This is a genomic window from Streptomyces sp. NPDC088725, from assembly GCF_044751305.1.
Classification (GTDB): Bacteria; Actinomycetota; Actinomycetes; order Streptomycetales; family Streptomycetaceae; genus Streptomyces.
Window position 1 is genome coordinate 763,207 of record NZ_JBIVLO010000001.1, and the last position, 26,503, is coordinate 789,709.

19 protein-coding genes and 1 pseudogene are annotated in these 26,503 nt (G+C 72.3%); 12 read left to right on the forward strand and 8 right to left on the reverse strand.

The features are described 5' to 3' along the window. Positions 1-49: 49 nt before the first annotated feature. Positions 50-265: a type A2 lantipeptide gene (locus tag ACIP6N_RS03250; protein ID WP_401812406.1), complete on the reverse strand. Its 216-nt coding sequence runs from the start codon at positions 263-265 to the stop codon at positions 50-52. 684 nt (positions 266-949) lie between these two features. Here ACIP6N_RS03250 and ACIP6N_RS03255 point away from each other — a divergent pair. Next, on the forward strand, positions 950-3,610 hold the full coding sequence (locus ACIP6N_RS03255) for an ATP-binding protein (RefSeq protein WP_401812407.1): 2,661 nt from the start codon (positions 950-952) through the stop codon (positions 3,608-3,610). A 209-nt stretch (positions 3,611-3,819) separates the two neighbouring features. After that, complete coding sequence (locus ACIP6N_RS03260; protein WP_401812638.1) at positions 3,820-4,605, forward strand: pentapeptide repeat-containing protein; 786 nt, start codon at positions 3,820-3,822, stop codon at positions 4,603-4,605. A 78-nt stretch (positions 4,606-4,683) separates the two neighbouring features. On the opposite strand, the gene ACIP6N_RS03265 is transcribed toward ACIP6N_RS03260, so the two are convergent. Beyond that, positions 4,684-5,904 (reverse strand): D-alanyl-D-alanine carboxypeptidase family protein, encoded by a 1,221-nt coding sequence (locus ACIP6N_RS03265; RefSeq protein WP_401812409.1) that lies wholly within the window; start codon positions 5,902-5,904, stop codon positions 4,684-4,686. 133 nt (positions 5,905-6,037) lie between these two features. Then, complete coding sequence (locus ACIP6N_RS03270; protein ID WP_401812411.1) at positions 6,038-6,952, reverse strand: helix-turn-helix transcriptional regulator; 915 nt, start codon at positions 6,950-6,952, stop codon at positions 6,038-6,040. Positions 6,953-7,280: 328 nt separating this feature from the next. Here ACIP6N_RS03270 and ACIP6N_RS03275 point away from each other — a divergent pair, with 328 nt between their 5' ends. Further along, positions 7,281-9,401, forward strand: coding sequence for a tetratricopeptide repeat protein (locus ACIP6N_RS03275; RefSeq protein ID WP_401812413.1), 2,121 nt, complete (start codon positions 7,281-7,283; stop codon positions 9,399-9,401). Here the strand turns inward: ACIP6N_RS03275 and ACIP6N_RS03280 are convergent. Next, the gene (locus tag ACIP6N_RS03280) at positions 9,385-11,187 is read right to left on the reverse strand and encodes a hypothetical protein (RefSeq protein ID WP_401812414.1); all 1,803 of its coding nucleotides are present in this window, start codon (positions 11,185-11,187) and stop codon (positions 9,385-9,387) included. The two genes, ACIP6N_RS03275 and ACIP6N_RS03280, sit on opposite strands and share 17 nt — an antisense overlap. Positions 11,188-11,545: 358 nt before the next feature. Here ACIP6N_RS03280 and ACIP6N_RS03285 point away from each other — a divergent pair, with 358 nt between their 5' ends. From ACIP6N_RS03285 to ACIP6N_RS03295, 3 genes are read left to right on the forward strand one after another with little or no spacing between them, the layout of a single operon-like run. After that, positions 11,546-13,084 (forward strand): ATP-binding protein, encoded by a 1,539-nt coding sequence (locus ACIP6N_RS03285; protein WP_401812416.1) that lies wholly within the window; start codon positions 11,546-11,548, stop codon positions 13,082-13,084. Next, on the forward strand, positions 13,081-13,488 hold the full coding sequence (locus ACIP6N_RS03290) for a roadblock/LC7 domain-containing protein (RefSeq protein ID WP_401812417.1): 408 nt from the start codon (positions 13,081-13,083) through the stop codon (positions 13,486-13,488). The genes ACIP6N_RS03285 and ACIP6N_RS03290 overlap by 4 nt, the downstream gene beginning before the upstream one ends. Then, positions 13,485-13,850, forward strand: coding sequence for a DUF742 domain-containing protein (locus ACIP6N_RS03295; protein ID WP_401812419.1), 366 nt, complete (start codon positions 13,485-13,487; stop codon positions 13,848-13,850). Before ACIP6N_RS03290 ends, ACIP6N_RS03295 begins: the two co-directional genes overlap by 4 nt. A 131-nt stretch (positions 13,851-13,981) precedes the next feature. Here the strand turns inward: ACIP6N_RS03295 and ACIP6N_RS03300 are convergent, their stop codons facing one another. Continuing rightward, complete coding sequence (locus ACIP6N_RS03300; protein WP_401812420.1) at positions 13,982-15,076, reverse strand: hypothetical protein; 1,095 nt, start codon at positions 15,074-15,076, stop codon at positions 13,982-13,984. A gap of 451 nt (positions 15,077-15,527) precedes the next feature. Then, the gene (locus ACIP6N_RS03305) at positions 15,528-16,127 is read right to left on the reverse strand and encodes a TetR/AcrR family transcriptional regulator (protein ID WP_401812422.1); all 600 of its coding nucleotides are present in this window, start codon (positions 16,125-16,127) and stop codon (positions 15,528-15,530) included. A 219-nt stretch (positions 16,128-16,346) separates the two neighbouring features. Here ACIP6N_RS03305 and ACIP6N_RS03310 point away from each other — a divergent pair, with 219 nt between their 5' ends. The 5 genes and pseudogenes from ACIP6N_RS03310 (at position 16,347) to ACIP6N_RS03330 (ending at position 22,028) form a co-directional block, all read left to right on the forward strand. Next, positions 16,347-17,144: a phosphatase PAP2 family protein gene (locus ACIP6N_RS03310; RefSeq protein WP_401812423.1), complete on the forward strand. Its 798-nt coding sequence runs from the start codon at positions 16,347-16,349 to the stop codon at positions 17,142-17,144. Continuing rightward, positions 17,141-18,100 (forward strand): annotated as a pseudogene (locus ACIP6N_RS03315) (DMT family transporter); the annotation flags it as partial. The gene ACIP6N_RS03310 and the pseudogene ACIP6N_RS03315, both read left to right, overlap by 4 nt. Positions 18,101-18,608: 508 nt before the next feature. Further along, the gene (gene tdh / locus ACIP6N_RS03320; protein WP_401812425.1) at positions 18,609-19,637 is read left to right on the forward strand and encodes an L-threonine 3-dehydrogenase; all 1,029 of its coding nucleotides are present in this window, start codon (positions 18,609-18,611) and stop codon (positions 19,635-19,637) included. Positions 19,638-19,837: 200 nt separating this feature from the next. Further along, positions 19,838-21,031 carry a glycine C-acetyltransferase gene (locus ACIP6N_RS03325; protein WP_401812426.1) on the forward strand — a complete coding sequence of 398 codons (1,194 nt, stop codon included), beginning with the start codon at positions 19,838-19,840 and terminating at the stop codon, positions 21,029-21,031. A gap of 82 nt (positions 21,032-21,113) precedes the next feature. Continuing rightward, complete coding sequence (locus ACIP6N_RS03330; RefSeq protein ID WP_401812428.1) at positions 21,114-22,028, forward strand: LysR family transcriptional regulator; 915 nt, start codon at positions 21,114-21,116, stop codon at positions 22,026-22,028. Positions 22,029-22,079: 51 nt separating this feature from the next. On the opposite strand, the gene xylB is transcribed toward ACIP6N_RS03330, so the two are convergent. Next, positions 22,080-23,555, reverse strand: a complete 1,476-nt coding sequence (gene xylB, locus ACIP6N_RS03335) for a xylulokinase (RefSeq protein ID WP_401812429.1) — start codon at positions 23,553-23,555, stop codon at positions 22,080-22,082. A 303-nt stretch (positions 23,556-23,858) separates the two neighbouring features. Between xylB and xylA the strand changes: the two genes are divergently transcribed. Further along, positions 23,859-25,028 (forward strand): xylose isomerase, encoded by a 1,170-nt coding sequence (gene xylA / locus ACIP6N_RS03340; protein ID WP_401812431.1) that lies wholly within the window; start codon positions 23,859-23,861, stop codon positions 25,026-25,028. Positions 25,029-25,099: 71 nt separating this feature from the next. Here xylA and ACIP6N_RS03345 read toward each other — a convergent pair whose 3' ends face one another. Continuing rightward, a complete protein-coding gene (locus tag ACIP6N_RS03345; protein ID WP_401812433.1) occupies positions 25,100-26,338 on the reverse strand; it encodes an ROK family protein in 1,239 nt (412 codons plus the stop codon). Positions 26,339-26,503: the final 165 nt, after the last annotated feature.

Below are 26,503 nucleotides of genomic sequence, written 5' to 3' on the forward strand. Positions count from 1 at the left end.
GGGGCACACAGTGGTGATGCTTTCTCAGAAGTACGTCTGAGACGCAGTCTCAGAGACCGCCGACGACGCCGAGGACGCCGGACGTGTTGGCGCCGGTCACCGAGTCGAGGGTGCCGGTGACGGTGCCGACCGTGCCCGAGACGGGAACGACGGAGTCAACGGTGTTGGTAACGGTGCCGACCACGCCACCGAGGAGGCCACCGGACACGTTGTCCAGGTCGGCGTCCGAGATTTCCTGGGTCTCAACCTGGGGGGTGGAGTTCATGATGTCAGTGCCCTTCGCGTGGATATTCCGAGATTGCTGCGGTCTCCCGCAGTGCGAAGGATCAAAGCACAAAGCCTCGTTCGGCAGCCAATCGCTCTGCCGGTGAACGGGTGTTATTCCGTCACTGAAATAGCCGGGCGCGCACATGGGTCCATCAACTGGTGGCAGCTCCTTCACACGATCGACAGATTGAATTCGCCGCTGTCCGGAACGTGCCTGGCCGCGAACGGGACATCCCTCTCGCGGGGCGCCGGTGAGCCGGCTATTGCATGATCCGCTCCGGGTGGCGGCGTGCTGCCTGCGTATTCGGTGTGCAGATTCGCCGCAGGGCGCCTGTGTGCGTCAAATGCGCCGCGCTGTATTCACTGGTGCGCGGTGCGTGGTTGCGTGCGAGGTTTTTCCGGAGAATGGAACATGACCGCATAACGGGCTTGCGCCGGATGATGCGGCGGAATAAGCGATTTGCTGTCGGTACCTCGGTCGCCTACCGCTTTGCGAGGGGCGAACGCCTCCGCGTGGCCGGATCCGCATCTCCGGTGTGGGGAGCCCGTCTCCGTACACCGGAGTCCGCCCCCATACGCCGGAGTCGGCCGGTCCGCAGCCGATCGGGCGGATTCGGGTGGATTGGGGCCGAGCGAAGCGCCTCCGGGCTACGCTCGGCCCCTGACCAGCACACTGAATGAGATGGGGTGGGGAATGGTGCTGCCCGGGCCGGAGCTGTCGCACGACCTCCCGCTGCTGGAGCGCGAATCCGAACTCGCCGCGGCGGCACACGCCGTCGACGCGTTGTGCCGCGCCGAGCCGTCCGGCGGACTGCTCATCTACCGCGGCGCCGCCGGGCTGGGCAAGACGGCGCTGCTCTCCGAGGTGCGCCGACTCGCCGCCGGCCGGTGCGCGGTGTGGTCCGCGCGCGGGGGAGAGACGGTCACGTCCGTTCCCTTCCACGTCGTACGGCAGTTGCTGCGCCCGGTCCTCACCGAGGACGGCCCCGCCGACGCCAGGGACCTGCTCGGTGACCGGTACGAGATCGCCGGGCCCGCCCTCGGCATAGCGCCGCCCGGCGAACAGCACGCCGATCCGCAGGGGGTCCGGGACGGCCTCGTCACCCTGGCGGACCGGCTGGCCCGGGCACACGGGCCGCTCGTCCTCCTTGTCGACGACGCGCACTGGGCCGACCTGGAGACCCTTGCCTGGCTTGCCGCCTTCGCACGGCGCCCGGACCCGACCCCCGTGCTGGTGATTGTCGCGTACCGGACGGAAGAGGCGACCGGCGAGACCGAACGGTTCCTCCAACTGCTCGGCGAGGCTGCGACGTTACGGGTGACCTTGCGCGCGCTCACCTCCGACGCCACGGCCGGCCTCGTACGGGCCGCGCTCGGCGAACACGTCGACGATCCGTTCTGCCGCGAGGTATGGGCCGTCACGGGCGGCAACGCGTACGAGACCGTGGAACTGCTCGCCAAGGTGCGCGACAGCGGCCTCGACCCCGGCGAGGACTCCGCGAGCGCGCTGCGCGCCCTCGGCGCCTCGGCGCGCGGCACCGGCCTCATCGCGCGCCTCGAGGAACTGGGCACGAACACGACCAGGTTCGCCTGGGCGGCGGCGATCATCGGCACCGACATCTCGCTCGATCTGGCGATCACCCTGGCCCGCATGAGCCGCGAACAGGCCGCGGAGTGCGCGCGGCAGCTGCGCGCGGCGCGGATCCTGGCGGGCGAGGACCCGCTGGAGTTCGTCCATCCACTGATCGCCGGCGCCGTCTACCGGGCGATCCCGTCCGGTGTGCGCACCGCGATGCACGGCATCGCCGCCTGGGCCGTGACCAACAGCGGCCGGGGAGCCGCGGCGGCCGCCAGGCACCTCCTCGAAGTGCACCCGGACAACGACCCCGATCTCGTGAGGCAGTTGAGGGAAGCGGCGGCGGAGCATCTGGCCGTCGGCGCGCCGGACGCGGCCCGGCGATGTCTGGAACGGGCACTCCTGGAGCCGCCGTTGCCTCATGTGCACCCGCGCGTCCTGTACGAGCTGGGCTGCGCCACCCTGCTGACCTCGCCGGCCACCACGGTCGGCCACCTGCGGGCGGCGCTGGAGACCGAACAGCTCGACGCGGACCTGCGCGTCGATGTGGTGTTCCATCTCTCGCAGGCGCTCACACACAACAACCAGACCGGTGAGGCCGCCCGTGTGGTGGCGGAGGAAGCGGCCCGCACCGCCCCGGGACCCGCCAAGATGCGCCTTCAGACCGCGCACTTCCTGTGGGAGGGCGTACGGGGCCTGGAAGAGGACGGGGACGCGCGCTCCCGCCGCCTCGCCGCGATGGCGGACGGCCTCAGCGGACGTGACAGCACCGAACGCGTCCTGCTGATGCTGCGCGCCTGGGACGCGACAGCCCGCGCCGAGAGCGCCGAGGAGATCGTGCAGCTCGGCGAACGGGCACTGATGGACGGCCGGTTGGCACCCGGAACGGGCTGGACGGACACGGCGTGGGGGTTCGAACCGCCGGCCCTGCTGGGCGTCTCGCTCGCCTATGCCGACCGGCTCGACCTCGCGGAGAGCCTGTTCACGGAGGGGCTGCGGGCCTTTGAGATCTCCGGCTGGAGCGGCGGCCATCTGGCCTTCGCCTACGCACTCGTCGGCTTCCTCAACCGCAGGCGCGGCCGGCTCGCGGACGCCGAGAAGTACCTGCGCGAGGGTCTGCGCCTCGCGGACCGGGTGGGCGACGGCCTGCCGATGCACTGGATCGCGGCCTGCATGCTCATCGACACCCTGCTCGCCCGGGGCCACGTCGACCAGGCACGGGAAGCGGCCGAGCGCTACGCGTTCGCCTCGCCCTACCCCTCCTCGATGGTCATCCCCGACGCGCCGTCGGTGAAGGGCCGGCTGCTGCTCGCTCTCGGCCGTACGAAGGAAGGCATCGCCGAACTCGAGGCGGCGGGAGCGGCGTTCACGGCCCGGGGGCGGCACAACATCCTGCTGGCGCCCTGGCCGGTCGACCTGGCCGGGGCACTCGCCCACGAGGACAGGGACCGTGCGGTCGCGCTCGTCTCCTACGCCCGCGACCGCGCCGAACGCTTCGGGACACACACCGCCATCGGTGTCGCGCTGTGCGCGGCGGCCTCCCTGGAGGAAGGCGCCGCCGCCGTCGGACTCCTCGCCCAGGCCGTCACCCACCTAGAAGCCTCGCCCTGCGCCTACGAGTTGGCACACGCCCTGGTCGCATACGGCGTCGCGGCGGGTAGCGCCGCGGAGCTGGCCCGCGGCCTCGATCTCGCCGAGACCTGCGGCGCGGACGGCCTGGCGGCCCGGGCCCGTGCGGCCCTGGAGCAGCACCATCTCCCACGGTAGCGTCCCTCCCCACCGGCCCGGTCCGGCACGCGGACCGGGCCGGACCGGGGCGGCGGGTCACGGGTACGCTCCACCCGACCGCGGGCTCGTCCCGTGAGCCGCGCCACAGGAGATCGAGAACGTTGTCCGAGTCCTCTTCCGAACCCGCCGCCCCTGCTCGCGGTTCGGCTGCCGCTTCCGATTCCGCGTCCGACTCCGGGACCAGTGCGCTGCGCGCCGACTGCGCGCGCTGCTTCGGGCTCTGCTGCGTCGCTCTGACCTTCTCGGTCTCGGCGGATTTCGCGGCGGACAAGGACGCCGGGGAGCCCTGTCACCATCTGAGGACGGACTTCCGCTGCGGCATCCACCACGACCTGCGCCCCCAGGGGTTTCGCGGCTGCACCGTATACGACTGCTTCGGCGCCGGACAGAAGGTCTCGCAGGTCACCTTCGGCGGGCAGGACTGGCGCCGATGGCCGGAGAACGCGGAGCGGATGTTCGCCGTGCTCCCGATCATGCGTCAGTTGCACGAACTGCTCTGGTATCTGAACGACGCCCTGACCCGGCCGGCGGCCGCGACGCTGCACGGCGAGGTCAGGACCGCGCTGGAAGAGACACGGCGCCTCACTCTCACCGGCGCCGACGACCTCCTCGGCCTGGATGTGGCGGCGCACCGCGGGACCGTCAACGGTCTGCTGCTCCGGACGAGTGAACTGGTACGGGCGCGGGTCAAGGGCCGGAAGAAGAACCGCAGAGGCGCCGACCTCTTCGGCGCGAAACTCAGCGGCGCTGATCTGCGCGGAGCCGATCTGCGGGGGGCGTATCTGATCGCCGCCGATCTGCGTGGCGCCGACCTCCGGCTGGCCGACCTCATCGGCGCGGACTGCCGGGACACGGATCTGCGTGGCGCCGATCTGTCCGGGAGCATCTTCCTCACCCAGGCCCAGGTCAACGCGGCGAAGGGCGACAGCGCCACCGCGCTGCCGCCCTCGCTCGACCGCCCCGGTCACTGGTAGCCCGCCACAGCCGCCGGGCAGCCACCGGGCCCCGGAGGCTCCGGCCTCTGCCGGGACAGCTCCGGGCCGCCGCCTTCGTCAGCCGCGCCGCGCCCTGCGGCGTACGGCGAACAGCGTGCACGCCGCGACAGCGGAGCCGGCGGTGAGGAGCACGGGCAGGAGGTACCAGGCCCCGTCCTCCGACGCGGCCGCGGCCTCGCCCCGTACGACGTTCGCGGCGGCAGCGGGCCCGGCCTGCGCCGCGGGGCCCCGGGGGCCCGGGCCGACGGGGGGCGCGGGATCGAGCGTTCCGACGGGCGTGACCAGGCCTCCGGCCTCGAAACCCCAGTCCAGCAGCGCCCTGGCCTCCTCGTACACGCTGTTCGCCTGCGGGTTCATCACCGTCACGAGTACGGTGCGCTCCCCGCGACGGGCCGCGGCGACCAGCGTGTTGCCGGCCTGGGTGGTGTAGCCGTTCTTGATCCCGATGAGGCCGGGATAGCGGGGCACCCCGTTCGCTCCGGTGAGCAGCCGGTTGGTGTTCTGGATGCCGAAGGTGCCCGCGTTGCCCGGGAACTGCGCGTCGGGGGTCGAGGCGTACGCGGTGAACTGCCGCGAGTCCAGCCCCTTGCGTCCGAAGACGGCGAGGTCGTACGCCGAGGAGACCTGGCCGGGAGCGTCGTATCCGTCCGGCGAGACGACGTGCGTGTCGAGCGCGCCCAGCCGGGAGGCTTTTTCCTGCATCTGGGTGACCGTCGCGTCCAGGCCGCCGTTCATCTCGGCCAGCACATGCACCGCGTCATTGCCCGAACTCAGGAAGACACCCCGCCACAGGTCGGCCACCTCGTACGTGTGACCGGGGACGATTCCCACCAGGCTGCTGCCAGCCCCGATCCCGGACAGCTCCGACTCGGTCACCGTGTGCGCGGCCTGCTCGGACAGATGGGGCAGGGCGGTGATGGCGAAGAGGGTCTTGAGGGTGCTGGCGGGCGGCAGCTTGCGGTGCGCGTTGTGCGCGGCGAGCACCTTGCCCGTACGGGCGTCCGCGACCAGCCAGGACAGGGCGGAGATCTCGTCGGGGAGGGCCGGCGCGCCGGGCGCGGGACGCACGTGCGTCCCGGACTCGTACAGCAGCGAGCGTTCGACGCCCGCCGGGGCACCCGGCGGCGGGCCGGGGACACCGGAGGCCCCGCTCCGCGCCGCCGGATCGGTTCGGGAATCCGCGGCGGCCGGCACCGGCGCGGACAGCAGGACCAGCAGGACGGTCGCGAGAGCCGCCGCCCCGGAGGACGCGGAACGCGTCATTAATCTGATGATCATTCAGCCACGGTAAAAACGGACCGTCCTCCGCGCACCGCCGCCTGAGCCGACCGGACGCATCCCCACTCACCCGGTCATCAGAAACAGAAAGGGGAGCGTGAATGCACCCGATCGGGTGATGGTCGGGTGGAACTCACCGCCCGGCGGGCTCCGCCGGGCCAGAGGCGTCGGGCTCCGCGGCGGGCATGGGCTCATGCCCGGGAGCGCTCCCCGGCATCGTCTCGGTGCCGATGACGCCCAGCAGCGCGAGCTTGTCGGCGGCCTCGCTGCTGGGTGCGGCCGAGTAGACGGCGATCCGCAGATCGCTCCCCGGGACGGTGAGGATGTCGTAGTCCAGGGTCAGCAGTCCCACGTCCGGATGGTCGACGGTCTTGTTGTCACTGCCGTGGAAACCGGTGATGCGCGAGTTCCACAACTCGACGAACCGGCCGCTCACGCGCCGCAGTTCTGCGATCAGGAACCGCAGCTGCTCATCGGTGGGATAGCGGACCGTCGCCGCTCTCAGATCGGCGACCACCGCCGCCTCGAACCGGGCCTCCTGCTCCGGGGTGCGGGCCACACGCCCGGCCGCCCCGGTGAAGTGGCGCCACACCACGTTGCGCTCGCGCCCGGTCCGCTCCGAGGGGTCCCCGACCAGGGCCGCCCACTGTGGATTCCAGGTGACCAGGTTCCAGGAGGCGTCATAGACGCTGAGCGGCGCGTCCGCCAGCCGGTCGAGCAGCCGCCGCACGCTGGGCGGGATGTGGTCGCGCACGCGCCCGATGGCGGGCGGGGACTGGCCGGCCAGCAGGAACAGATGCCTGCGCTCGTCGTCGGACAGCTCCAGCGCACGTGCCAGCGCGGTGAGGACCTGTACGGAGGGGGAGGTCGCGCGCCCCTCCTCCAGACGGATGACGTAATCCAGGGGCAGCCCCGCGAGCTGCGCCAGCTCCTCACGCCGCAGCCCCGGCGAGTCGCGGGGCTCGCCCGCGGGCACTCCGGGATCGGCCGGTACGGTTCGGTCACGCCAGCGGTGCAGGGCCGTGCCCAGCTCTCCGTGTCGGGTCATTTGCCCAGTATCGACATGTTTGGCGCGTACTGCCTGGTGCACCGGGCCCCGCACGCGGGCGCTGTTTTGGCGCGGCCCCGCTCTCCCCGCGCCACGACCGCCCCGGAATCATGATCATGAAGCCGGGCCGCAGTGGCCCGAGGCGTGTCCCAGGTCCTTCGGCATCCCGTTCGCACGCGGTGTCCCGGGTGGACCGGTACCTCACGACCGGGCACGCGCGCCTCCGAACACGCCAGCACAACAGGCGCGTTGTGAGTACGGTTGCTCCCGGACCGTGGCGCGCGGCAGCTGTCGCCGCCTCGCAACAGACCGGGGAGCGGGGAGCGGGATGCTGGATCCCAATTCACTGACGGCGATCGGCGCGGTGCTGGCCACCGTGGGCGCGGGCATGGCCAATGAGGCCGGCAAATGGGCCTGGGAATCTGCGGGCGGGCTGGTGCGGCGCATCGCGGGGCGGGAAGTGCCCGCTCCTACCGGCCCGGAGGAGCTGGCGGCCGTGGCGGAACTGGTCCACGCGGGGGTGCGGAGCGATCCCGCGCTCGCCCGTTCCTGGAGCGCGTTCGCGCGCAGCGCGCCCGGCCCGGCACGGGCCGACCGCGTACCGGTACTTCCCCCGTCCGTACGCTTCTTCACGAACCGTCAGGAACCGCTGAAGCTCCTCGGCAGGGAGGCAGCGCGCAGGCCCGACGGCCGGCCCCGCGTGGCACTCGTCCACGGACCCGCCGGCATCGGCACCAGCACGCTCGCCGTGCACTGGGGAAGCAAGGAGGCGGAGCGCTTCCCGGACGGGCAGTTGTACGCCGACCTGCGCGGCGCCGCACCCGGCACGGCTGTCGACACGGCCGTGGTGCTCCGCAGTCTCCTCGTCCAGCTGGGCCTGAAACTGGACGACATCCCGCCGAGCACGGCGGACCGGGGCGAATGCTTCCGCGATCTGGTGGCGGACCGGCGGCTGCTCGTCGTACTCGACCACGCCCATTCGTCCGCGCAGGTAAGGCCGTTGCTGACCTCCGCGCGCGGAGTGTTCACCGTGGTCGTGGCCGGCCGCAGGCTGCCCGGTCTGGACGCGGTGCCCGTCCCCGTGGGACCGCTGACAGAGAAGGACGCGCGGCAGCTGCTCAGCGACCTCGCGGGCAAGGAGGTCCTGGACGCGGCCCGGGACGTGCTGCCTTCCGTCCTCGCCCGGTGCGAGGGTTCGCCGTACGCGCTGCGCGCGGCCGTACCGCTGCTGACCGAACCGGCGCCGGCCGGACGGCCCGCCGCGTTCGCGGGCGACCCCGTCCGTGGCGCGGCTGAGGACACGTACCGCGGGCTGGCGCCGGAGGCCGCGCGGACCTACCGGCTGATGTCGCTGATCGCCTGGCCCGCCTTCGGGCCCGCCGCCGTCGCGCACACGGTGGGTGTGCCCGAGGACGAGGCGGTCCTGCTGCTCGGCACGCTCTTCGAGGCGGGGCTGCTGGAGCAGACGGAGACCGACCGCTACCGCTACCGCCCGCAGGTCCGCGCGCACGCCGAGGACCTGGCCGCCCGTGAGGACGGCATCGCGGCCTGCGCGGCGGCGATGGCCGCGACGGTCGAGTGGTACCTGCGCTTCGCGGTACGGGCCAGGCTCGCCGCCCTGCCCCAGGCCTGGGCGATCGGCCCGCTCTACGACGCACTGGAACCGGGCACCTACCGCGACCCGGGCCACGCGCTGTCAGCGCTCCGCGACGAGCTGGGCAACCTCGTCCAAGCGGTGCGCGCGGCCGAGGAGTTGGGCAGGCCGGAGGCGGTGTACCAGCTCTGCCAGGCGCTCTGGCCGCTCCAGTTGAAGGCGGGACACCACGACGTACTGCTCCCCGCCCTCCGCACGGGCGCGCGCGTTGCGGATCTCCACGACGCGGGGTCCCGGATGGCGGGACGGATGCGTTCGCTGCTCGCTCTCGACCTGATGGAGCTGCGGCGATACGAGGAGGCCGGCACCGAACTGGCCGCCGCCGCCCGGGCGGAGGAGCAGGCCGGGCATCGGCGCGGCCACGCCTCCGCCGTCGAGTCGCTGGGGCTGCTGCGGCTGAGGCAGTGGCGTTTCCAGGAGGCGTACGACTGCTTCGAGGCGGCCCACACCATCCTCGCCGGAGTCGGCCCCGGCGACGAGGGAGAGCGCGACATGCCGCGCGCCCACGCCCTGTTGGAGCGCCATCGCGGCCGGGCGCTGCGCGGCCTCGGCCGGCTGGACGAGTCGCGGGAGCGGCTGGAGACCGCGCTGCGGTTCTTCCGGGACACGGCGGAGTCGTACAACAGTGCCCGCACACTCACCGACCTCGCCGAGACGCGTCTCGACCAGGGGGAGGCAGCCGCCGCGCTGCGGCTGATCGACGAGGCGATCTCCTTGCTGGACGCGGAGAACGCCGCCCATCACCTCGCCCACCTGGGCGCGCTGCGCGAGCGGAGCCTCAGCGCAGGGGTGTGACGGACACCCGGTGGGTGCTCGGGCCGGTCCGGACGAGCATCCCGCCCGCCATCAGCTCGCCGAGCCCCTTGCCCGCGGCCGACCAGGCGTACAGGGCCGAGGCGTACGCGGCGGGGTCGGCCGGGGCGTACGGCTGATCCCCGGCCTGCTCGGCGCTGAGCCGTACCAGGGCCCCGTCCCGGGTACGCGCGGCACAGGCGCCGGGTCCTGTGACGTACGCCGCGACCGCGCAGTGCGGATGACGCGCCAGTACCTCGGCGGCCCACCGGGCCGGGCCGCCGAACCGCGGATCGTCGGCGGCGCCGTACTGGAAGATCACGTCGGCCAGGGCCAGTTGGCCGGGATCCAGTGTGTCCTCGTGCATCGCGGTGTGCGCGTCGCCGTCTCCCGCCGGCTCGTACCGGGGATCCGCGTACCGGACCACCTCCACCTCGCACGCTCCCACCAGCCGGGTGACCACGCGCAGCGGGGCGGTTCGCGCCACCTCCTCGTAGGCGGGCAGCGGCAGCGGGTCGAGCAGCGCGGGATCCGCGGGCTCTGGGATACCGATGAGCCGGTAGAAGAGGTGACGCAGCCGCGCCGCCGCCTCACCCGGCACGGAGGAGACCAGCTCGGCAGGGCCGGCCGGCGGGCGGTGGGTCGCGAGCAGCGCTTCCACCTGCCCGCGGAGCGGGGCGTACGGGGAGAGCCGGGGCGCCTGACGGCCGAACGCGGCGACCGGCGACCGCTCGTCGAGACCGTCGAGTGGCGCCGCGCCGAGCAGGACGGGGGTCCCGAGGGCAGCCGCGTAATAGCTGACCGACCCCATGTCCCCGATCACCGCGTCCGCCGCGATCAGCGCCTGACGCCAGCCCTCCAGCGGATCCACCAGCACGAGGCCGCCGCGCCGCGCCCGGTCGAGCCAGGCGCGGACCTGTCCCGGGCCGTGGCCGTGCCAGATGTTGGGGTGCAGCACGGCCGCCAACCGGTATTCGTCGGCGGGCAGTTCGGCGGTGAGTCTCGGCAGCAGCGACGGCAGCAGATCCTCCCCGCCGCCGTCGCCGAAGAGCGACTCGGGGTTCCAGGTCGAGTTCAGCAGGACGAGGCGCTGCCCGTGCCGCACGTCGAGGGCCCGGCGGAAGCGGGCGCGGGAGGCCAGGGCCGCCAGGGTCCGGTCGAAGCACGGGTCGCCGGCGAGGACGGCGGTGTGCGCCGCCTGCGGGCACGCGGCGCGCAGCCGGTCACCCTGCTCGGGGTGGGACAGCACCATGGCGTCGGCGACGGGGGAGCCGTCGTCCGCGAGCAGCCACTCGGGGGAGAGACCGAAGACGGGCGGTGCGGCGGCGGACGGGGTGGCGTCGGGCGAAGGGTGTCCGGTGTCCGGTGTCCGGTGTCCGGTGTCCGGTGTCCGGTGTCCGGTGTCCGGTGTAGCCAGCCTCTTATTATATCCAACGCCGTGCGAGAGAACAGCCAATTGGCCGGAAATTTCGGCCAATCGGCCGCCGAAGCTCGCTGAGATCGCGAGGTCCACCGGCAGCTCCAGCGCTTGTTCCCACGGCAGTACCGGCACCCCCGTGTCCGCCAGCAGTTCGGGCACCCCCGCCTGGAACGGCGACGACCCGGTGCACGTCGCCAGCACCTGAATGCGCAAGTCGTCGCGGAACAGCGGCAGGACGTCCAGCAGCCGGGTCGCGGAGGTCACGTTGTGCACGACGAGGAGGACCAGACGGCACCGCCCCCGCGTCGCCCACCGGGTGGCGTCCGCCCCCACCGGCACCCGTATCCAGCCGGCCTGCCGCCCACTCACCGTTGACCCCCTCCGTCGTCCCTGACCAGCCACCCTAACCAGGTGTCCGTGACGTCCCGTCAGGGCCTGCCGCCTGCCCGCCGGCCGTCGCCCGTGCCGTCCCTCGGGTCGTGCGGGAGAGCGGCAGTCGCACAGCTGTCGTCACGTGGTGTGCGCCGACGGACGTGCGGCGCGCGAAGGCGTGAGTGTATGCCTGCCGGCGCGGACTGTGCAGCCGGTTGCGTGAATATGCCTATGTGGTGATCCGGCCGGGCTAAGCTCCCACGATGTGCGTTGAGTTGATAGTAAATCAGGCACTTGTTCCCATGTGTCTCGATGGTTCGAATGATCCGACCTGAATTAACCGCCAGAGGCTTACATGGTTCGTGTCGCAGCACCCCCGGATGATCAGACGTCGCCCGCGGTACGCGCGCTTGTCTTCCCCGCCGTTCTCATCGTGGCGGTCACCGCCTGCGTGGTGGCCGTCGTCCCTGACGCGGCGCGGATACCGGTCGCGCTGTACGGCGGGGTGGCCACGGCCGTCATCACGTGGTGCGCGGCCGAACTGGCCGGACGCGGCCGGGAGGTCAGCACGCTCCATGAGCACTACGCGCACCGGGTCGCCTTCCTCGAGCGCCGTTTCGCGGAACGCGACGACGAGACCGTGCGGCTCGGCAGGGAGCTGATGCCCGCCGCTCTGCGCCGTCTGCGCCAGGGCCAGTCGCCGGCGGAGGCGATGTCCGACGTCGTGGACGGCGATGAGCGGCATCGCGAACTCGGTCCAGCCCTGCGCGCGTTGCTTCGCGACGTGCTGGAGAACGCTGCCGGGGAGGAGGCCGAACGGGTGTCCGCACGGCGTTCCTCCGTGACCATCGCGCAGCGCGTCCAGTCTCTTGTGCACCAACAGGCGGGCGAACTGCGCCAGATGGAGGAGGCGCACGGCCGCAACCCCTTGTTCTTCGACGACTTGCTGCGTATCGACCACGGCACCGCGCTGATCGGCCGGCTCGCCGACAGTCTCGCCCTGCTCGGCCATGCCCGCCCGGATCGCCAATGGCCGATGCCTGTGCCGCTGTTCAGCGTGATGCGTGGAGCGATGTCCCGGATCCTGGAGTACCAGCGGGTCGATCTGCACTCCATCGCCAAGGTCGCCGTCACCGGCACGGCCGTCGAACCGGTCATCCACGCCTGCGCCGAACTCCTCGACAACGCCACCCGCTGCTCGCCGCCGGGAACGCGTGTCCATGTCACGGCGGTCGAGGTGCAGACGGGGATCGCGATCGAGATCGAGGACGGCGGACCGGGCCTCGGCGAGGAGGCGCGCGAGCGGGCCGAACGCACCCTCGCGCGGGCGCTGGCCGGCCAGGATCCCGACGACCCCGGTGAGTCCCCCGGCCTCGGTATGGCCGTGGTCGGACGGCTCTGCCGGCTGTACCAACTGCGCTTCTCGCTGAGGCAGTCCGCGTACGGCGGTGTCCGCGCGGTGCTCGTGGTGCCGCACGATCTCATCACCACAGGTCCCGCACCCGGTGTCGCCCACGGCATCGGCGTCTGCGCGCTGCCGGGTGCGGACGCCGCTCCGCCCCGGACACCGCACGTCGCCGAGGGCGTGGGCGCCCGTGCGGAGGACGACGTGCCCCTGGTCATGGAGTGGACCGAGAACGGTCTGCCGCAACGGCGCGCCCGCACGCGCACCGAGAGGGCCGGACACCATGACGCTGCCTCCACCCCCGGCTCAGGCCGGAAAGCGGACAAGGCGCCGGTCCGGGAATCCGGGCCCGGCCTCTGGCTCGAAGCGTTCACCAAGGCGGTCAACGGCCCCTCGCGGGAGTCGTCGGCCGCCAGGAAAGACACACCGGCCGGTTCCGGCTGCCACGACGAGACCGACAACGCGCGGGGCAAAGGAGAACAGAAGTGATCGAGCAGCGGGCACACGTGGACTGGGTGCTCAAGGAACTGGCCGACGGCCTGCCGCAGATCCAGCAGATCGTGGTGCTCTCGGCCGACGGACTGGGAATCGCGCGGTACGGAGGTGACCCGGACGCCGCCGACCGGCTCGCCGCCGCCTGCGCCGGACTGCAGAGCCTGGCCGCCGCGGTCGCAGCCGAGATCCCGTCGAGCGACGGCCGGATGCGGCTCGTGGTCATCGAGGTCGGCGGCGGCTTTTTCTACCTGATGGAGGCCGGTACCGAGGCGTATCTCGCGGTCCTCGCCGACGGGACGGTGGACGCGGGGCTGATGGGTGCCCGGATGCGGGACGCGGTCGGCCGGATCGGCGACCAGCTGAGCAGCCGGGATCACCTGGACGGGCCGGCCCTGTGACGTCCTTCGGAAACGAACGAAGGCAGCGGCCCGCGGTGGACGCGGGCCGTCCGGAACGGCTCTACGTGATCACCGGCGGCCGGGGCGGCGCCCGGCGCGCGCACCTCGATCTCGTCACCATGATCGTGGCGCGCCATGAGCCCTCACCGCGGGTGCGGCCCGAGCAGGCCGCCATCCTGCGGCTGTGCGGAGCGCCGCTCTCCGTGGCCGAGATCTCCGCCCGTCTGGGCCTTCCCCCCAGCGGGGTGACCTCGCTGCTGACCGAACTCCTGGGTGCCGGAGCGGTCGAAGCGCGCGCGCCGGTCGCCCGCGCCGACCGGTCCCTGCTCGAAGCGGTGATGCACGGCCTCCGGAGGCTCTGACCCGCCGCCCGCAGACGCCCGGCCGAGCCCCGGACAGCCGTCACGGCTGTCACCGGGCGGCCCGCACACCTGGTGGGAGCCGCCCAAAGTGCCGCTCAACGCACCGTTCAACGCGCCGTCCGACGTGCCGCTCAGTGCGCCACTCGGTGCGAAGCGTCCAGTTGGTCCCACCACCAGGAGATCGTCGGGACCGGAAGCGGCTCCGGACTGTCGTCGGCCGGGTGCTGCTTCCACCACCCGCCCGGCGTGGCCTCGGGTCCCGACGGTACGGCGTAACGGGGGCAGGCCGAGGCCCAGTCGAGATGCCCCCGTATGAACTGACCAAGTCCCCCGACGTACGAGCGCAGTTCGTGGTCCGCGTCCTCCAGCACCTGTGCGGCCAGCCGGTCGAACAGCACCATGACGCGGTCCCGCATCGCCACCGCGCGCACCAGCGAGCGGTGCGGATCGGGCCCCAACTCCTGGCAGAGCACGTCGATGAGGTTGAGATTGTCGTCGGCCCGCAGCAGTTCCTTGTTGCGGGAGTAGAGATCGTTGTCCCAACTCACCAGCGTCCAGGTGATTTCGGTGAGAGCGCGCACACGCGGGTCCTCGAGTTGCCCGTCGCTGACGGAGAATCCGCCGATGATCTCGATCATCGCGGTGAACGGCGCCACACCGATGGCCCGCATCCACAGCGATACGTAGTCGTCGAGTGACGGCAGTCCTGGCCGGTTCCGCCAGGACGCCTCCCACACCAGCCCCGAGGTGTAGACGCGCATCGCGTCGACCCAGCGGCGCAGTTGGCGCGGCGAGGCGTACCGCTCCAGTTCGAGGCGGATCTCGCGCAGCGCCGCGGTGTGCGGGGAGTCGTCGCGGGTGCGCGCGGCCGGCGCCTCAAGCGCGCGCATGATGTGCGAGGTCTCCTGGGCCAGCAGGTCCGCCGTGGCGCCGGTCTCGTCGCACACTCCGTCGTCGAGCGAGAACAGCACGGCGTAGAACTTCGCCATCAGGGACAGCGGTTCGAGCGTGCCGTACGGCATGGTCGCCGCGGCGAGTCCGCCGAAGTCGCAGACCGCGAGCCGCTTGAGCTGCCGCTCGTCGGTGTCCAGCTTCCGCCGGAGCATCCAGTGCACCGTCAGGTCGTTGAGCGTGTCGCCCGACGGGTGCCTGGCAGACGGGACGGGGCAGTAGAACGGCACAGCGGGGAGCTGGCGGGTCACGTGCTGTTCCTGAACACGGCGCATGATCGGCCTCCTGAGAGCAGCGCGGTGTTGTTCGACTGGAGCGTATCCGCCCGGGTTGGATCGTCAAAGGCACTTAAGTGAGCGCGACTTGATCAAATTTGACCGAATGTGGGAGCGAGTGTTCGAACGCGTGGCTGACCTGGCGGTTCGTCAGATGTGCGGAGGGGCGGATTCGATGACCGCCGGTACGCCAATGGCCGGAACCCGGTGGGACGGATGCGCGTGATTCGCCTCAGCCCTTCCCGATGGGCCGAGGGTGGAAGGTGGCGGCGGGAGGCGGCGGGAGGCGGCAGGAGCGGGCAGGGGGGGAGTGCGCCGGCGCGAGAGGGCCGCGGACATGCCTGTGGGCTCCTCCCGGAAGAGGAGCCCACAGGCCGGAGTGCGCCGCCCCCGTCCCCACGGTGCGGCGCGGGCGGGCCGTCGTCATCCGCTTCGGACGACGGCCCGCCGGTCAGGTGGGCGAGGTGACTCGCAGCCCGAGGGCCGGGAAGACCGCGGCCTCGAGGAACCGGGAGAGGTAGGCCTCGTCCGCGTAACGCCCCTCCAGCATGGGCCTGGCGCGTACGACGCCGATCAGCTGGGTGGCCACGAACTCCGCGGCGGGGTTGTCGGCGTCGATCTCCCCGCGCGCGGCCCCCCGGCGGATCATCGCCTCGATCGCCTCGACCTCGGGTTCGATCAGGGCCTCGCGCAGCGCGCGCTGCAGTTCCGGGTTCTGCAGCGCCGCGTGGCCGAGCGCGTGCATCAGCGAGGTGTCGCGCCCCGAGCCCGCGCCGGTCACCCGGGCCGCTTCCCGCAGATCTCCGGCCAGGCTGCCGGTGTCGATCTCGACGAGCCGTTTCCCGCACCGGGTGCCGCGCAGGGCCGCCGCGATGAGCTGCGGCTTCGTCCCCCACTGGCGGTAGAGCGTGGACTTGCCGCACCGGGTGCGGGCTGCGACGCCCTCCATGGTCAGCGCGTCGTAGCCGCCTTCTCTGAGCAGGTCCAGGGCGGCTTCGTAGAACTCGACTTCCCGTTCCGGCGTGATTTTGGAGCGGCGCGGCGACGTCATCGTCTCTCCTTCTCGGTCCTGCCCACTCGGTCCTGGAATCGACCGGAACGTGAAGGTGTTCACGACCTTGCGCGGCCGGTATCGATACGCCAGTGTACCGATACGTTCGCGTATCGGTACACTCACGTATCGATAGGGTGTGGCGCAGGCCGCCGCGCCGCCGCACCACACCCACGACGCGGTACGCGCGCCGTGTTGTTCAGCGAAGGGGTCGGGTGAATGAACGCCCGCACTGGGCCCGCCGAACGGAAGCAGGGGACTTCCGCCCGACCGCCCCTCGTCCGCGAGCTGCTGCTCGTGGCCGGACTTTTCCTCGTGTACAAGCTCGGCAGACAGGCCGCGAACGGGGACCCGGATGAGGCGTTCCACAACGCCCACCGGGTCTGGGACCTGGAGCGCGCGCTGCGTCTGAACGGCGAGGGCGCGATCCAGGGCACGCTGCTGCACAGCGAGACGCTGGTGCACACGGCGAACACGTACTACGCGGTGGTCCACTTCCCCGCGACCGTGCTCTTCCTCGGCTGGCTCTACTTGCGCCGCCCCGCCCACTACGTGTGGTCCCGCCGGGTCCTCACCGCCGTCACCGGCGCCGCGCTCGCGCTCCATCTGCTGCTGCCGCTCGCGCCGCCGCGCATGCTCTCCGCGACCGGCCTCGTCGACACCGGTCAGGTGTACGGCCCGACGGTGTACGGCGCGACCCCCGGAGCCGGCTCGATAGAGAACCAGTTCGCCGCCATGCCCTCGCTGCACTTCGGCTGGGCGCTGATGCTGGCCGTCGGATTCGTGGCCGCCACCCGCTCACGGTGGCGCTGGCTCTGGCTGCTGCACCCGCTGATCACGCTGCTGGTGGTCATAGCCACGGCCAACCACTACTGGCTCGACACCATCGTCGCCGGCGCCCTGCTGGCGGGCGCGCTGGCGGTCTTCCGGCTGCCGCGGAACGCGTCACTCGTCGTACGGTCCTCCGTGCCCGGCCGCACCGGCGGACCGCTCGCCACCTCGGGGGTGTCCCGGTGAACGGCTCGCTCATAGCCGCCGTCGCGCTCTCGCTGGTCTCGGCGGTCGCGTACGCCTCCGCCGCCGTGGCGCAGGAGCGCCTCGCCACCCGTACACCCGCCGGGACCCGCATACGTACGCTGCTCGGCCGCGGTGCCTGGTGGTGGTCGGTCGGACTGAACGCCACAGGGGCGGCGCTGCATGTCGCGGCGCTCACGTACGGCTCACTCACCGTCGTCCAGCCGCTGGGCGCGCTGACCCTGGTCGCGGCCGTGCCGCTGGGCGCGCGCCGCGCGGGACGGCAGGTCAGCAGGGGGGAGTGGCGCGGTACGGCCTTCACACTCGTCGGCCTCGCCGTCATCCTGCTGACGGCCGCGGGTACGGCACCCACCGACACGCTCTCGCTGCCGCAGGCGCTCGGGGTCGCCGGTGTCGCGCTGGCGCTGGTGGCCCTGCTCACCCGATCGCGTTCCGGAGGGCGCCCCGGCCTGGGGTTCGCCACGGCTTCCGGCATCACCTCCGGTGTCGCCTCCGCCCTCACCCAGACGGTGACGGTGGCGGCCACCGGAGGCGGCTCGCACGCGATGCCGATATGGCAGGTCGGGGGCGTGGCGCTGCTGGTCGCGGTCTTCGCGTCCGGTGGACTGCTGCTGTCGCAGACCGCCTACCGCGGCGGACTCGGCGCACCGCTCGCGGTCCTGACCCTCGCCAACCCGGTCGCCGCGTCGGCGGTCGGGCTCGCGCTCCTGGGCGAACGCCTCCAGGGCGGCGCACTCGGCATCGTGGCGGCGGCCGCGGGCGCGGTGGCGGCGGCGCGCGGGGTGGTCCTGCTGACGCGTACGACGCCACCGGCGACGCCGGAATCCCCTGTCACCGCGGCTCCCGTGGCGGCGTCCGCGGTACCGGCGCCTTCCTCGCCTGCGGTACGGCGGTCCGGACCCGCGCCCGCGCGTACGCCGGCGCCAGCGAAGGAGCCGACGACGGACGCCTGCCCCGGCACGGACCCCGTGCGGACCGGTCCCGAGTCCGCGTCCCCGCCCGCCGAGGACGTATGGCCCGTGCAGCCGCCCGCTTCCGTGGTGCGGCCCCGGATGGCGCGCTCCGGCGCGAACGGGACCGCCGTCAGTGGCGTGCCCGCACAGGCGCCGGAACCCTGGCGACCACCGGCAGCCGCTCCGCGTGCCGCCCGGTTGGCCGAACCCGGCGGCACCGTCTGGGCCGTGCCGGCGCCCGTACCGCTCCTCCCCGGCAGCTTCGCCGCCGTGGAGCTGCCCCGGCCCGCCCGGACAACGGCGGTGTCGGTGCCGGACTCCGGCAAGCGGCCGCGCCGCCGCCTCCGACGCCACCGCGCGTGAAGCTCCGCTGTTGGGCCGCTTAAGAAATCCTCGATGGACTGAACGGCCGCCGCTCGGCAGATTGGTGCATGACCACCGATCGCCGCTGATCAGCGCTGATCACCACCGTCACCCGCCGGGAGCAGCGCCGATGAAGGCACTTGTGAAGCAGAAGGCCGAGCCGGGACTGCGGCTCATGGACGTGCCGGAGCCGGAGACCGGGCCGGACGACGTACTGATCAAGGTGCTCCGCACCGGCATCTGCGGCACCGACCTGCACATCAGGGCGTGGGACGGCTGGGCCCAGCAGGCCGTCAGGACGCCGCTCGTGCTCGGCCACGAGTTCGTCGGCGAGGTCGCGGCCGTCGGCGCCGGCGTGCGGGACGTCGCCGTCGGCGACCTCGTCAGCGGCGAGGGCCACCTCGTCTGCGGCAAGTGCCGCAACTGTCTGGCCGGACGCAGGCACCTGTGCCGCAGCACCGTGGGTCTCGGCGTCGGCAGGGACGGCGCGTTCGCCGAGTACGTGTCGCTGCCCGCCACCAACGTGTGGGTGCACCGCGCCGAGGTCGACCTCGACGTCGCCGCGATCTTCGACCCGTTCGGCAACGCCGTGCACACCGCGCTGTCGTTCCCGCTCGTCGGCGAGGACGTCCTGATCACCGGCGCCGGCCCCATCGGGATCATGGCCGCCGCCGTGGCCAGGCACGCGGGCGCGCGCAATGTCGTGATCACCGACGTCAGCCCCGACCGCCTCGCGCTCGCCCGCAAGGTGGGCGCCACCCTCGCCCTCGACGTCTCGCACACGGACATCGCGGAGGCGCAGCGCCAGCTCGGTCTCAAGGAGGGCTTCGACATCGGGCTGGAGATGTCGGGCCGCCCCGAGGCGATGCGTGACATGGTCGCGAACATGACGCACGGCGGCCGCATCGCCATGCTCGGCCTGCCCGCCGAGGAGTTCGCCGTCGACTGGTCGAAGATCGTCACGTCCATGATCACCGTCAAGGGCATCTACGGCCGCGAGATGTTCGAGACCTGGTACGCGATGACCGTGCTCCTCGAAGGCGGCCTCGACCTGCGCCCGGTCATCACCGGCAGCTACAGCCACCGGGACTTCGACGCCGCGTTCGACGAGGCGGCGACGGCCCGCAGCGGCAAGATCATCCTCGACTGGACGGCCTGAGGCCTTCCCGGCCTGAGCCGCGAGGTCCGACCGTGAGGTCCGGGCCACATCCGCATCCTCCACCTGAGCCGACAGCCCCGTCCTGGCAGCCCGCCGCCCCGCACCGGCCCATGAGCCACCCACCGGCGAACGAGCCGGCCGCCGGCCGGGGCGCGGAGTGTTCCGGAGGCGGACCGAGCCCCCGAAGAAAGGCAGCCCCCATGTACGCGTCCGTCAGGGACGACCTCCTCGCCACCCTCGACGAGATCCGCGACGCCGGTCTCTTCAAGCCCGAGCGCGTCATCTCCACCCCGCAGAGCGCGTCGGTGGCCGTCGCGGCGGGCGCCACCGGCGCCGATGTCCTCAACTTCTGCGCCAACAACTACCTCGGTCTCGCCGACCACCCTGAGGTCGTCGCCGCCGCGAAGGAAGCACTCGACCGCTGGGGCTACGGCATGGCCTCCGTACGCTTCATCTGCGGCACGCAGGAGATCCACAAGGAGCTGGAGCAGCGCCTCTCCGCGTTCCTCGGCCAGGAGGACACGATCCTCTACTCCTCCTGTTTCGACGCCAACGGCGGCGTCTTCGAAACCCTCCTCGGCGCCGAGGACGCGGTCATCTCCGACGCCCTCAACCACGCCAGCATCATCGACGGCATCCGGCTCTCCAAGGCCCGCCGCTACCGCTACGCCAACCGCGACCTCGCCGACCTGGAGGCCAGGCTCAAGGAGTCCCAGGACGCGAGGCGCCGGCTGATCGTCACGGACGGCGTGTTCTCCATGGACGGGTACGTCGCGCCACTCGCCGAGATCTGCGACCTCGCCGACCGGTACGACGCGATGGTCATGGTCGACGACTCGCACGCCGTCGGCTTCGTCGGACCCGGCGGCCGGGGCACCCCCGAGCTGCACGGCGTCATGGACCGCGTCGACATCATCACCGGCACGCTCGGCAAGGCGCTCGGCGGCGCGTCGGGCGGCTACGTGGCCGCGCGCGCCGAGATCGTCGCGCTGCTGCGCCAGCGCTCACGCCCGTACCTCTTCTCCAACTCCCTCGCGCCGGTCATCGCCGCCGCGTCGGTCAAGGTCCTCGACCTGCTGGAGAGCGCGGGCGAGCTGCGTGAGCGGCTGCGCGCCAACACCGCGCTCTTCCGTACGAGGATGACCGAGGCGGGCTTCGAGATCCTGCCGGGCGATCACCCCATCGCGCCCGTGATGATCGGCGACGCGGCAGAAGCGGGCCGGATGGCCGAACTGCTGCTGGAGCGGGGCGTGTACGTGATCGGGTTCTCGTACCCGGTCGTCCCGATGGGCCAGGCGCGGATCCGCGTGCAGCTGTCCGCCGCGCACTCGCCGGAGGACGTGGAACGGGCGGTCGCCGCGTTCGTCGACGCGCGCGCGGCGCTGCACGGCTGACCCGGGGGACCGGGTCACCGGGCGGTCTGCCCCGGTGACCCGGCAAACGGGATGAACCAGGCGATCTGGCAATATGGGTGCGGTGATCGACCCCAGGCGCCTGCGCATTCTGCGAGCCGTGGCGGACCACCGTACGGTGACCGCCGCGGCCGCCGCGCTGTATCTGACCCCCTCGGCCGTGTCCCAGCAGCTCGCCGCGCTGGAGCAGGAGAGCGGCCACGCCCTGCTCACCCGCAGCGGCCGCGGCGTACGGCTCACGGCGGCCGGTGAGATCCTGCTGACCCACGCGCACGCCGTCCTCGCCCAGTTGGAGCGCGCGGAGGCGGAACTCGCCGCGTACGCGGGAGGCGCGGCGGGCGAGGTGACGGTCGCGTCCTTCGCCACGGGCATCGCCGAAGTCGTCGCCCCGGCCGTCCGGTTGCTGTCCGGGCCGCACCCCGGGATCCGGGTGCGGGTACGGGACGCCGAGGGCGACGAGAGCCTGCCGATGGTGCTCGACGGAGAAGCGGATCTGGCCGTCGCGGTCGAGTACCGCGGCGCCCCGCGCGAGGACGACCTGCGGCTGTCCAGGGTCCCGCTGTACGCGGAACCGTTCGACGCGGTGCTGCCCTCGGCGCACCTGCTCGCCCCGGCGCCCGAGGTGGCGCTCGGGGAGCTGGCGGAGAGCGACTGGATCGGTCCCTACCCCGGCAATCCGTGCCACGACGTGATACAGCTGGCCTGCGAACTCGCCGGTTTCCAGCCGCGTCTGGTGCACTCCTCCGACGACTTCCACGCCGTGGTCGCTCTGGCGGGCGCGGGCGCGGGCGTCGCGCTGGTGCCCCGCTCCGCGCTGCGCGGCATGGAGCTGAAGGACACCGTCGTACGCCCGGTGGCGGGCCCGGCCGCCACCCGCAGGGTCTTCGCCGCGGTGCGCCGGGGCGCCGTCGAGCACCCGTTGATACGCCCGGTCCTCGAAGCGCTGTCGCGGGCGGCGGCCGGACTGCCGACCGGGTGAGGCTCCGTGCGGAGCCTCACCCGGACCCGCTCGCCGTGTCCGGGAAAGGGTCTACGAAAGCAGGCTCGGCGTGGCGCGGTCCAGGACCGAGGTGACCCGCTCCCAGGTCTCCATGTCCCGCTCCACCGGCTCCAGTTCGGGACCGCCGCCGGACTTCCAGGAGGTGGCGATCGCCACCGCGTCCTCGCCCGTGGCGGCGGACGCCGCGAGTGCGGCGGCGCCGAGCGCGACCAGTTCGCCGCTCTCGGGGACGACGAGCGGCCGGCCGGAGAGCCTGCGTACGGTCTCCACCCACACGCGGCCCTGCGCGCCGCCGCCGATCAGCCGCAGCGGACGGCTCGCGACGGCGGGGTCCGCCGGGTCGAGGCCGCACGCGAGCAGTACCTCGTCCAGCGCGCGCAGCACGGATACGGCCGCGCCCTCGTAGGCGGCGCCCAGCAGCTGCTGCGGTGTCGTGTCGTGGCGCAGGCCGGTCAGCAGCCCGGAGGCAGTCGGCAGGTCCGGGGTGCGTTCGCCGTCGAGGTACGGCAGCAATACGGCTTCGCCGCCGGGCACCGCGTCCGCACGGTCGAGCCGCAGCAGCTCCGCCACCTTGTCGACGGCGAGCGTGCAGTTCAGCGTGCAGCCCAGCGGCAGGTACGTGCCGTCGGCCCCGGCGAAGCCGGAGAGCAGCCGGGCGGCGGGGCGGGTGCGCGTCGCGGCGAACACCGTGCCCGACGTGCCGAGGCTGAGCACCGGGTGGTCGAGCAGCCCCGCGCCTCCGAGGCCGAGGCCCACGGCCGCGCTCATGTTGTCGCCCGTTCCCGCCGCCACCGCGATGCCGGCCGGCAGGCCCAGCTCCGCCGCGGCCGCCGGGGTGAGCGAGCCGATCCGGGTGCCGCCGGTCGCGGCGACCTCGGGCAGCAGGTCGGGGTCGAGGCCGACGAGCGCGAGCAGTTCGGGGTCGTACGTGCCGGTCGCGGTCGAGTACCAGTTGGTGCCCGACGCGTCACCGGGGTCGGTGACCGCGGTGCCCGACAACCGCTCGGTGAGGAAGTCGTGCGGGAGCCGGACGGCCGCGGCGGCCTCGGCGGAGGCGGGGTCGTTCTCCCGCAGCCACTGCCACTTGGACGAGGTCATCGCGGCCACCGGCACGGAGCCGGTACGGGCCGTCCACGCGTCGGGGCCGCCCAGCGCCTCCGTGAGCGCGGTGGCCTGGGGCGCCGAGCGGGTGTCGTTCCACAGCAGCGCGGGGCGCAGCGGCCTGCCCGCGCCGTCGAGCACCACCAGACCGTGCTGCTGGCCCGCGACCGCTATTCCGGTGACGGCCGACGGGTCGACGCCGGACTCCTTGAGTCCGCCGGCGACGGCGTCGCGCAGTGCGTTCCACCACACCTCCGGGTCCGTCTCGCGGGCGCCGCCCTCTCCGGTCACCTGGTGCGGGGCGCGGCCCACGGCGAGGATGCGGCCGGTGACGGCGTCCGTGAAGGCCGCCTTCGTGGACTGGGTGGAGCTGTCCACGCCGATGACGACCGGGTGCTGCGACATGGACGTACCTCTTCCCTGACATTCCCCGGCGGGTGCGCCGGCTCTCCGTCGGACGGGCCTGGCGGAGCTGTTTTGGACGTGGAAAAACAAATTACGCGATGGGACGGCGAACCGGAACAGTCGGGCGATTTATCGTGTCGTCCCGGACGTGCTCGCACGTGCCTCGCGTAGGTTCGGCGGGTCGGACACCGATGAGCGGGGCCAGGGGCTTTTGCGCACCCGTACGCTCGTGCCATATTAGTCATGTCAGGAAACAAAAAGGTCGGCACGTGCCGGACCTGAGGTATCGAAGGCGGCCAGAGAATGACGGAACGCTTCACACCCACCCCCGAGGACAAGTTCAGCTTTGGCCTGTGGACCGTGGGCTGGCAGGGCAAGGACCCGTTCGGCGACGCGACGCGCCCGGCCCTGGACCCCGTCGAATCGGTTCAGCGCCTTGCCGAGCTCGGCGCGTGGGGTGTGACCTTCCACGACGACGACCTCATTCCGTTCGGCTCGACCGACGCGGAGCGCGAGGGGCACATCAAGCGCTTCCGCCAGGCGACGGACGCCAACAACATCACCGTGGAGATGGTCACCACCAACCTCTTCACGCACCCCGTCTTCAAGGACGGCGGCTTCACCGCGAACGACCGCGACGTCCGCCGCTACGCGCTCCGCAAGGTCCTGCGCAACGTGGACCTCGCGGCCGAGCTGGGCGCCAAGACCTTCGTCGCCTGGGGCGGCCGTGAAGGCGCGGAATCGGGTGGCGCCAAGGACGTACGGCTGGCCCTCGACCGGATGAAGGAGGCCTTCGACCTCCTCGCCGAGTACGTCGTCGAGAAGGGCTACGACCTCAAGTTCGCCATCGAGCCCAAGCCCAACGAGCCGCGCGGCGACATCCTCCTGCCGACCGTCGGTCACGCCCTGGCGTTCATCGACCGCCTGGAGCGCCCCGAGCTGTTCGGCGTCAACCCCGAGGTCGGCCACGAGCAGATGGCCGGGCTCAACTTCCCGCACGCCATCGCCCAGGCCCTCTGGTCCGGCAAGCTCTTCCACATCGACCTCAACGGCCAGCACGGCACCCGGTACGACCAGGACCTCCGCTTCGGCGCCGGTGACCTGCGTGCCGCCTTCTGGCTGGTCGACCTGCTGGAGAGCGCGGGCTGGGACGGCGCGCGGCACTTCGACTTCAAGCCGCCGCGCACCGAGGACTTCGACGGCGTGTGGGCGTCCGCGGCCGGCTGCATGCGCAACTACCTGATCCTCAAGGAGCGCGCCGCCTCGTTCCGCGCGGACCCGCTGGTCCAGGAGGCGCTGCGCGCCGCCCGTCTCGACGAGCTGGCCCTGCCGACCGCCGCCGACGGTGTCAGCGCGCTGCTCGCCGACAAGAGCGCCTTCGAGGCGTTCGACGTCAACGAGGCCGCCGCCCGCGGCATGGCCTTCGAGGCTCTTGACCAGCTCGCCATGGACCACCTCCTCGGCGCACGCTGACCGCACGCGTCCCCGTACACCCGCGTGTACGGGGACGCGTACGTAGGCCCCGGCGCGGGGCGGGCCGTTCCTCAGCCCGTCCCGCGCCGTACGTATGCCACCGGGTCGGCCAGGACGTCCCGTACGACCAGCGCCGCCGCGCCGCGCGCCGCGTCCCCCGCCGAGGAGGACGCGCGCAGCCGCCCGCTGTCGCGCGGCCAGAGCCCCGACACCACACGGGCCGTCAACTCGCGGTCCGCCGACGGGGACAGCCAGGGCATCAGCGTCCGGTAGATCCCGCCGAGCACCACGGCGTCCGGGTCGAAGAGATTCACCGCCCCCGACAGCACCCGGCCCAGCATCACCCCGGCCTGTTCGACGGCCGCGACGGCGTGCGCGTCACCGCCGCGCGCCCGGCGCTCCAGTTCGGCGACGCCGGGCACTCCGGAGTTCTCGTCGATCCCCGCCGCCCGCAGCAGCGCGGACTGCCCGGCGTACTGCTCCAGGCAGCCCCGCGAGCCGCAACGGCACAGCGGGCCCTCGGCGTCGACGACCACATGGCCGATCTCCCCGGCGAACCCGTTGGCGCCGCGCAGCAGTTCGCCGTCCAGGACGAAGGCGCCGCCGACGCCGATCTCGCCGGTGAGATAGAGGAACGTACGCAGCCGGCCCAGGCCGCCGAACCACAACTCGGCCAGTGCCGCCAAGTTGGCCTCGTTCTCCGAACTCACCGGCAGCTCGGGCATGCCCGGCCGCAGTACCGCGAGCGACTTGGCGAACAGCTCTTCGGCGGGGACGCGGTTCCAGCCCAGGTTGGGCGCCTGGCGGACCGTTCCGCCGGAAACCAGTCCGGGCAGGGCCAGTTGGACGCCGACCGGCAGCAAGTCCTGCTCGGCTGCGGACTCCAGGGTGCGGGCGGCGATACGGGCGCCACGGGCCAGCACCTCGCCGGGCAGCGCGCCCCGGTTGTCGATGTGTTCGGTCAGCCGGACCCGGTCGGTGCCCGAGAGATCGACCACACACACCGACACATAGTCGATGTTGATCTCGACACCGATGCCCGCGGGGCCCGTTCGCGTCACTTTGAGCACGGTGCCGGGACGGCCCGCCTGTCCGCTGAACGTCTTGCCGGACTCGGAGAGGAAACCGCTCTCCAGCAACTGCTCGACCAGGGACGACACGGCCGCGCGGGTCAGCCCCACGCGCGCCGCCACACCGGCCCGTGTCACCTCGCCCTCGTCCCGCACCGCACGGAGCACGAGGCTCAGATTGTGCCGGCGGACCGTCTCTTTGTCGGCCTTCGGGCCGAGGGGAGTGTGGTTGGTGTTCATATCGCCGTCGAGCCTATGCGATCGGGGCCGGGTGCAGTGGGCTTCGGGTGACGCCGAGCGCGAACCCGGATGCCTGTTCAGGTTAATTAGTAATAATCGTTGACAGGGTGCGGTCGTGCGGTCACAGTCTTCGGCGTGCCGCCGCCGCCCCGATCTCGGGTCCGC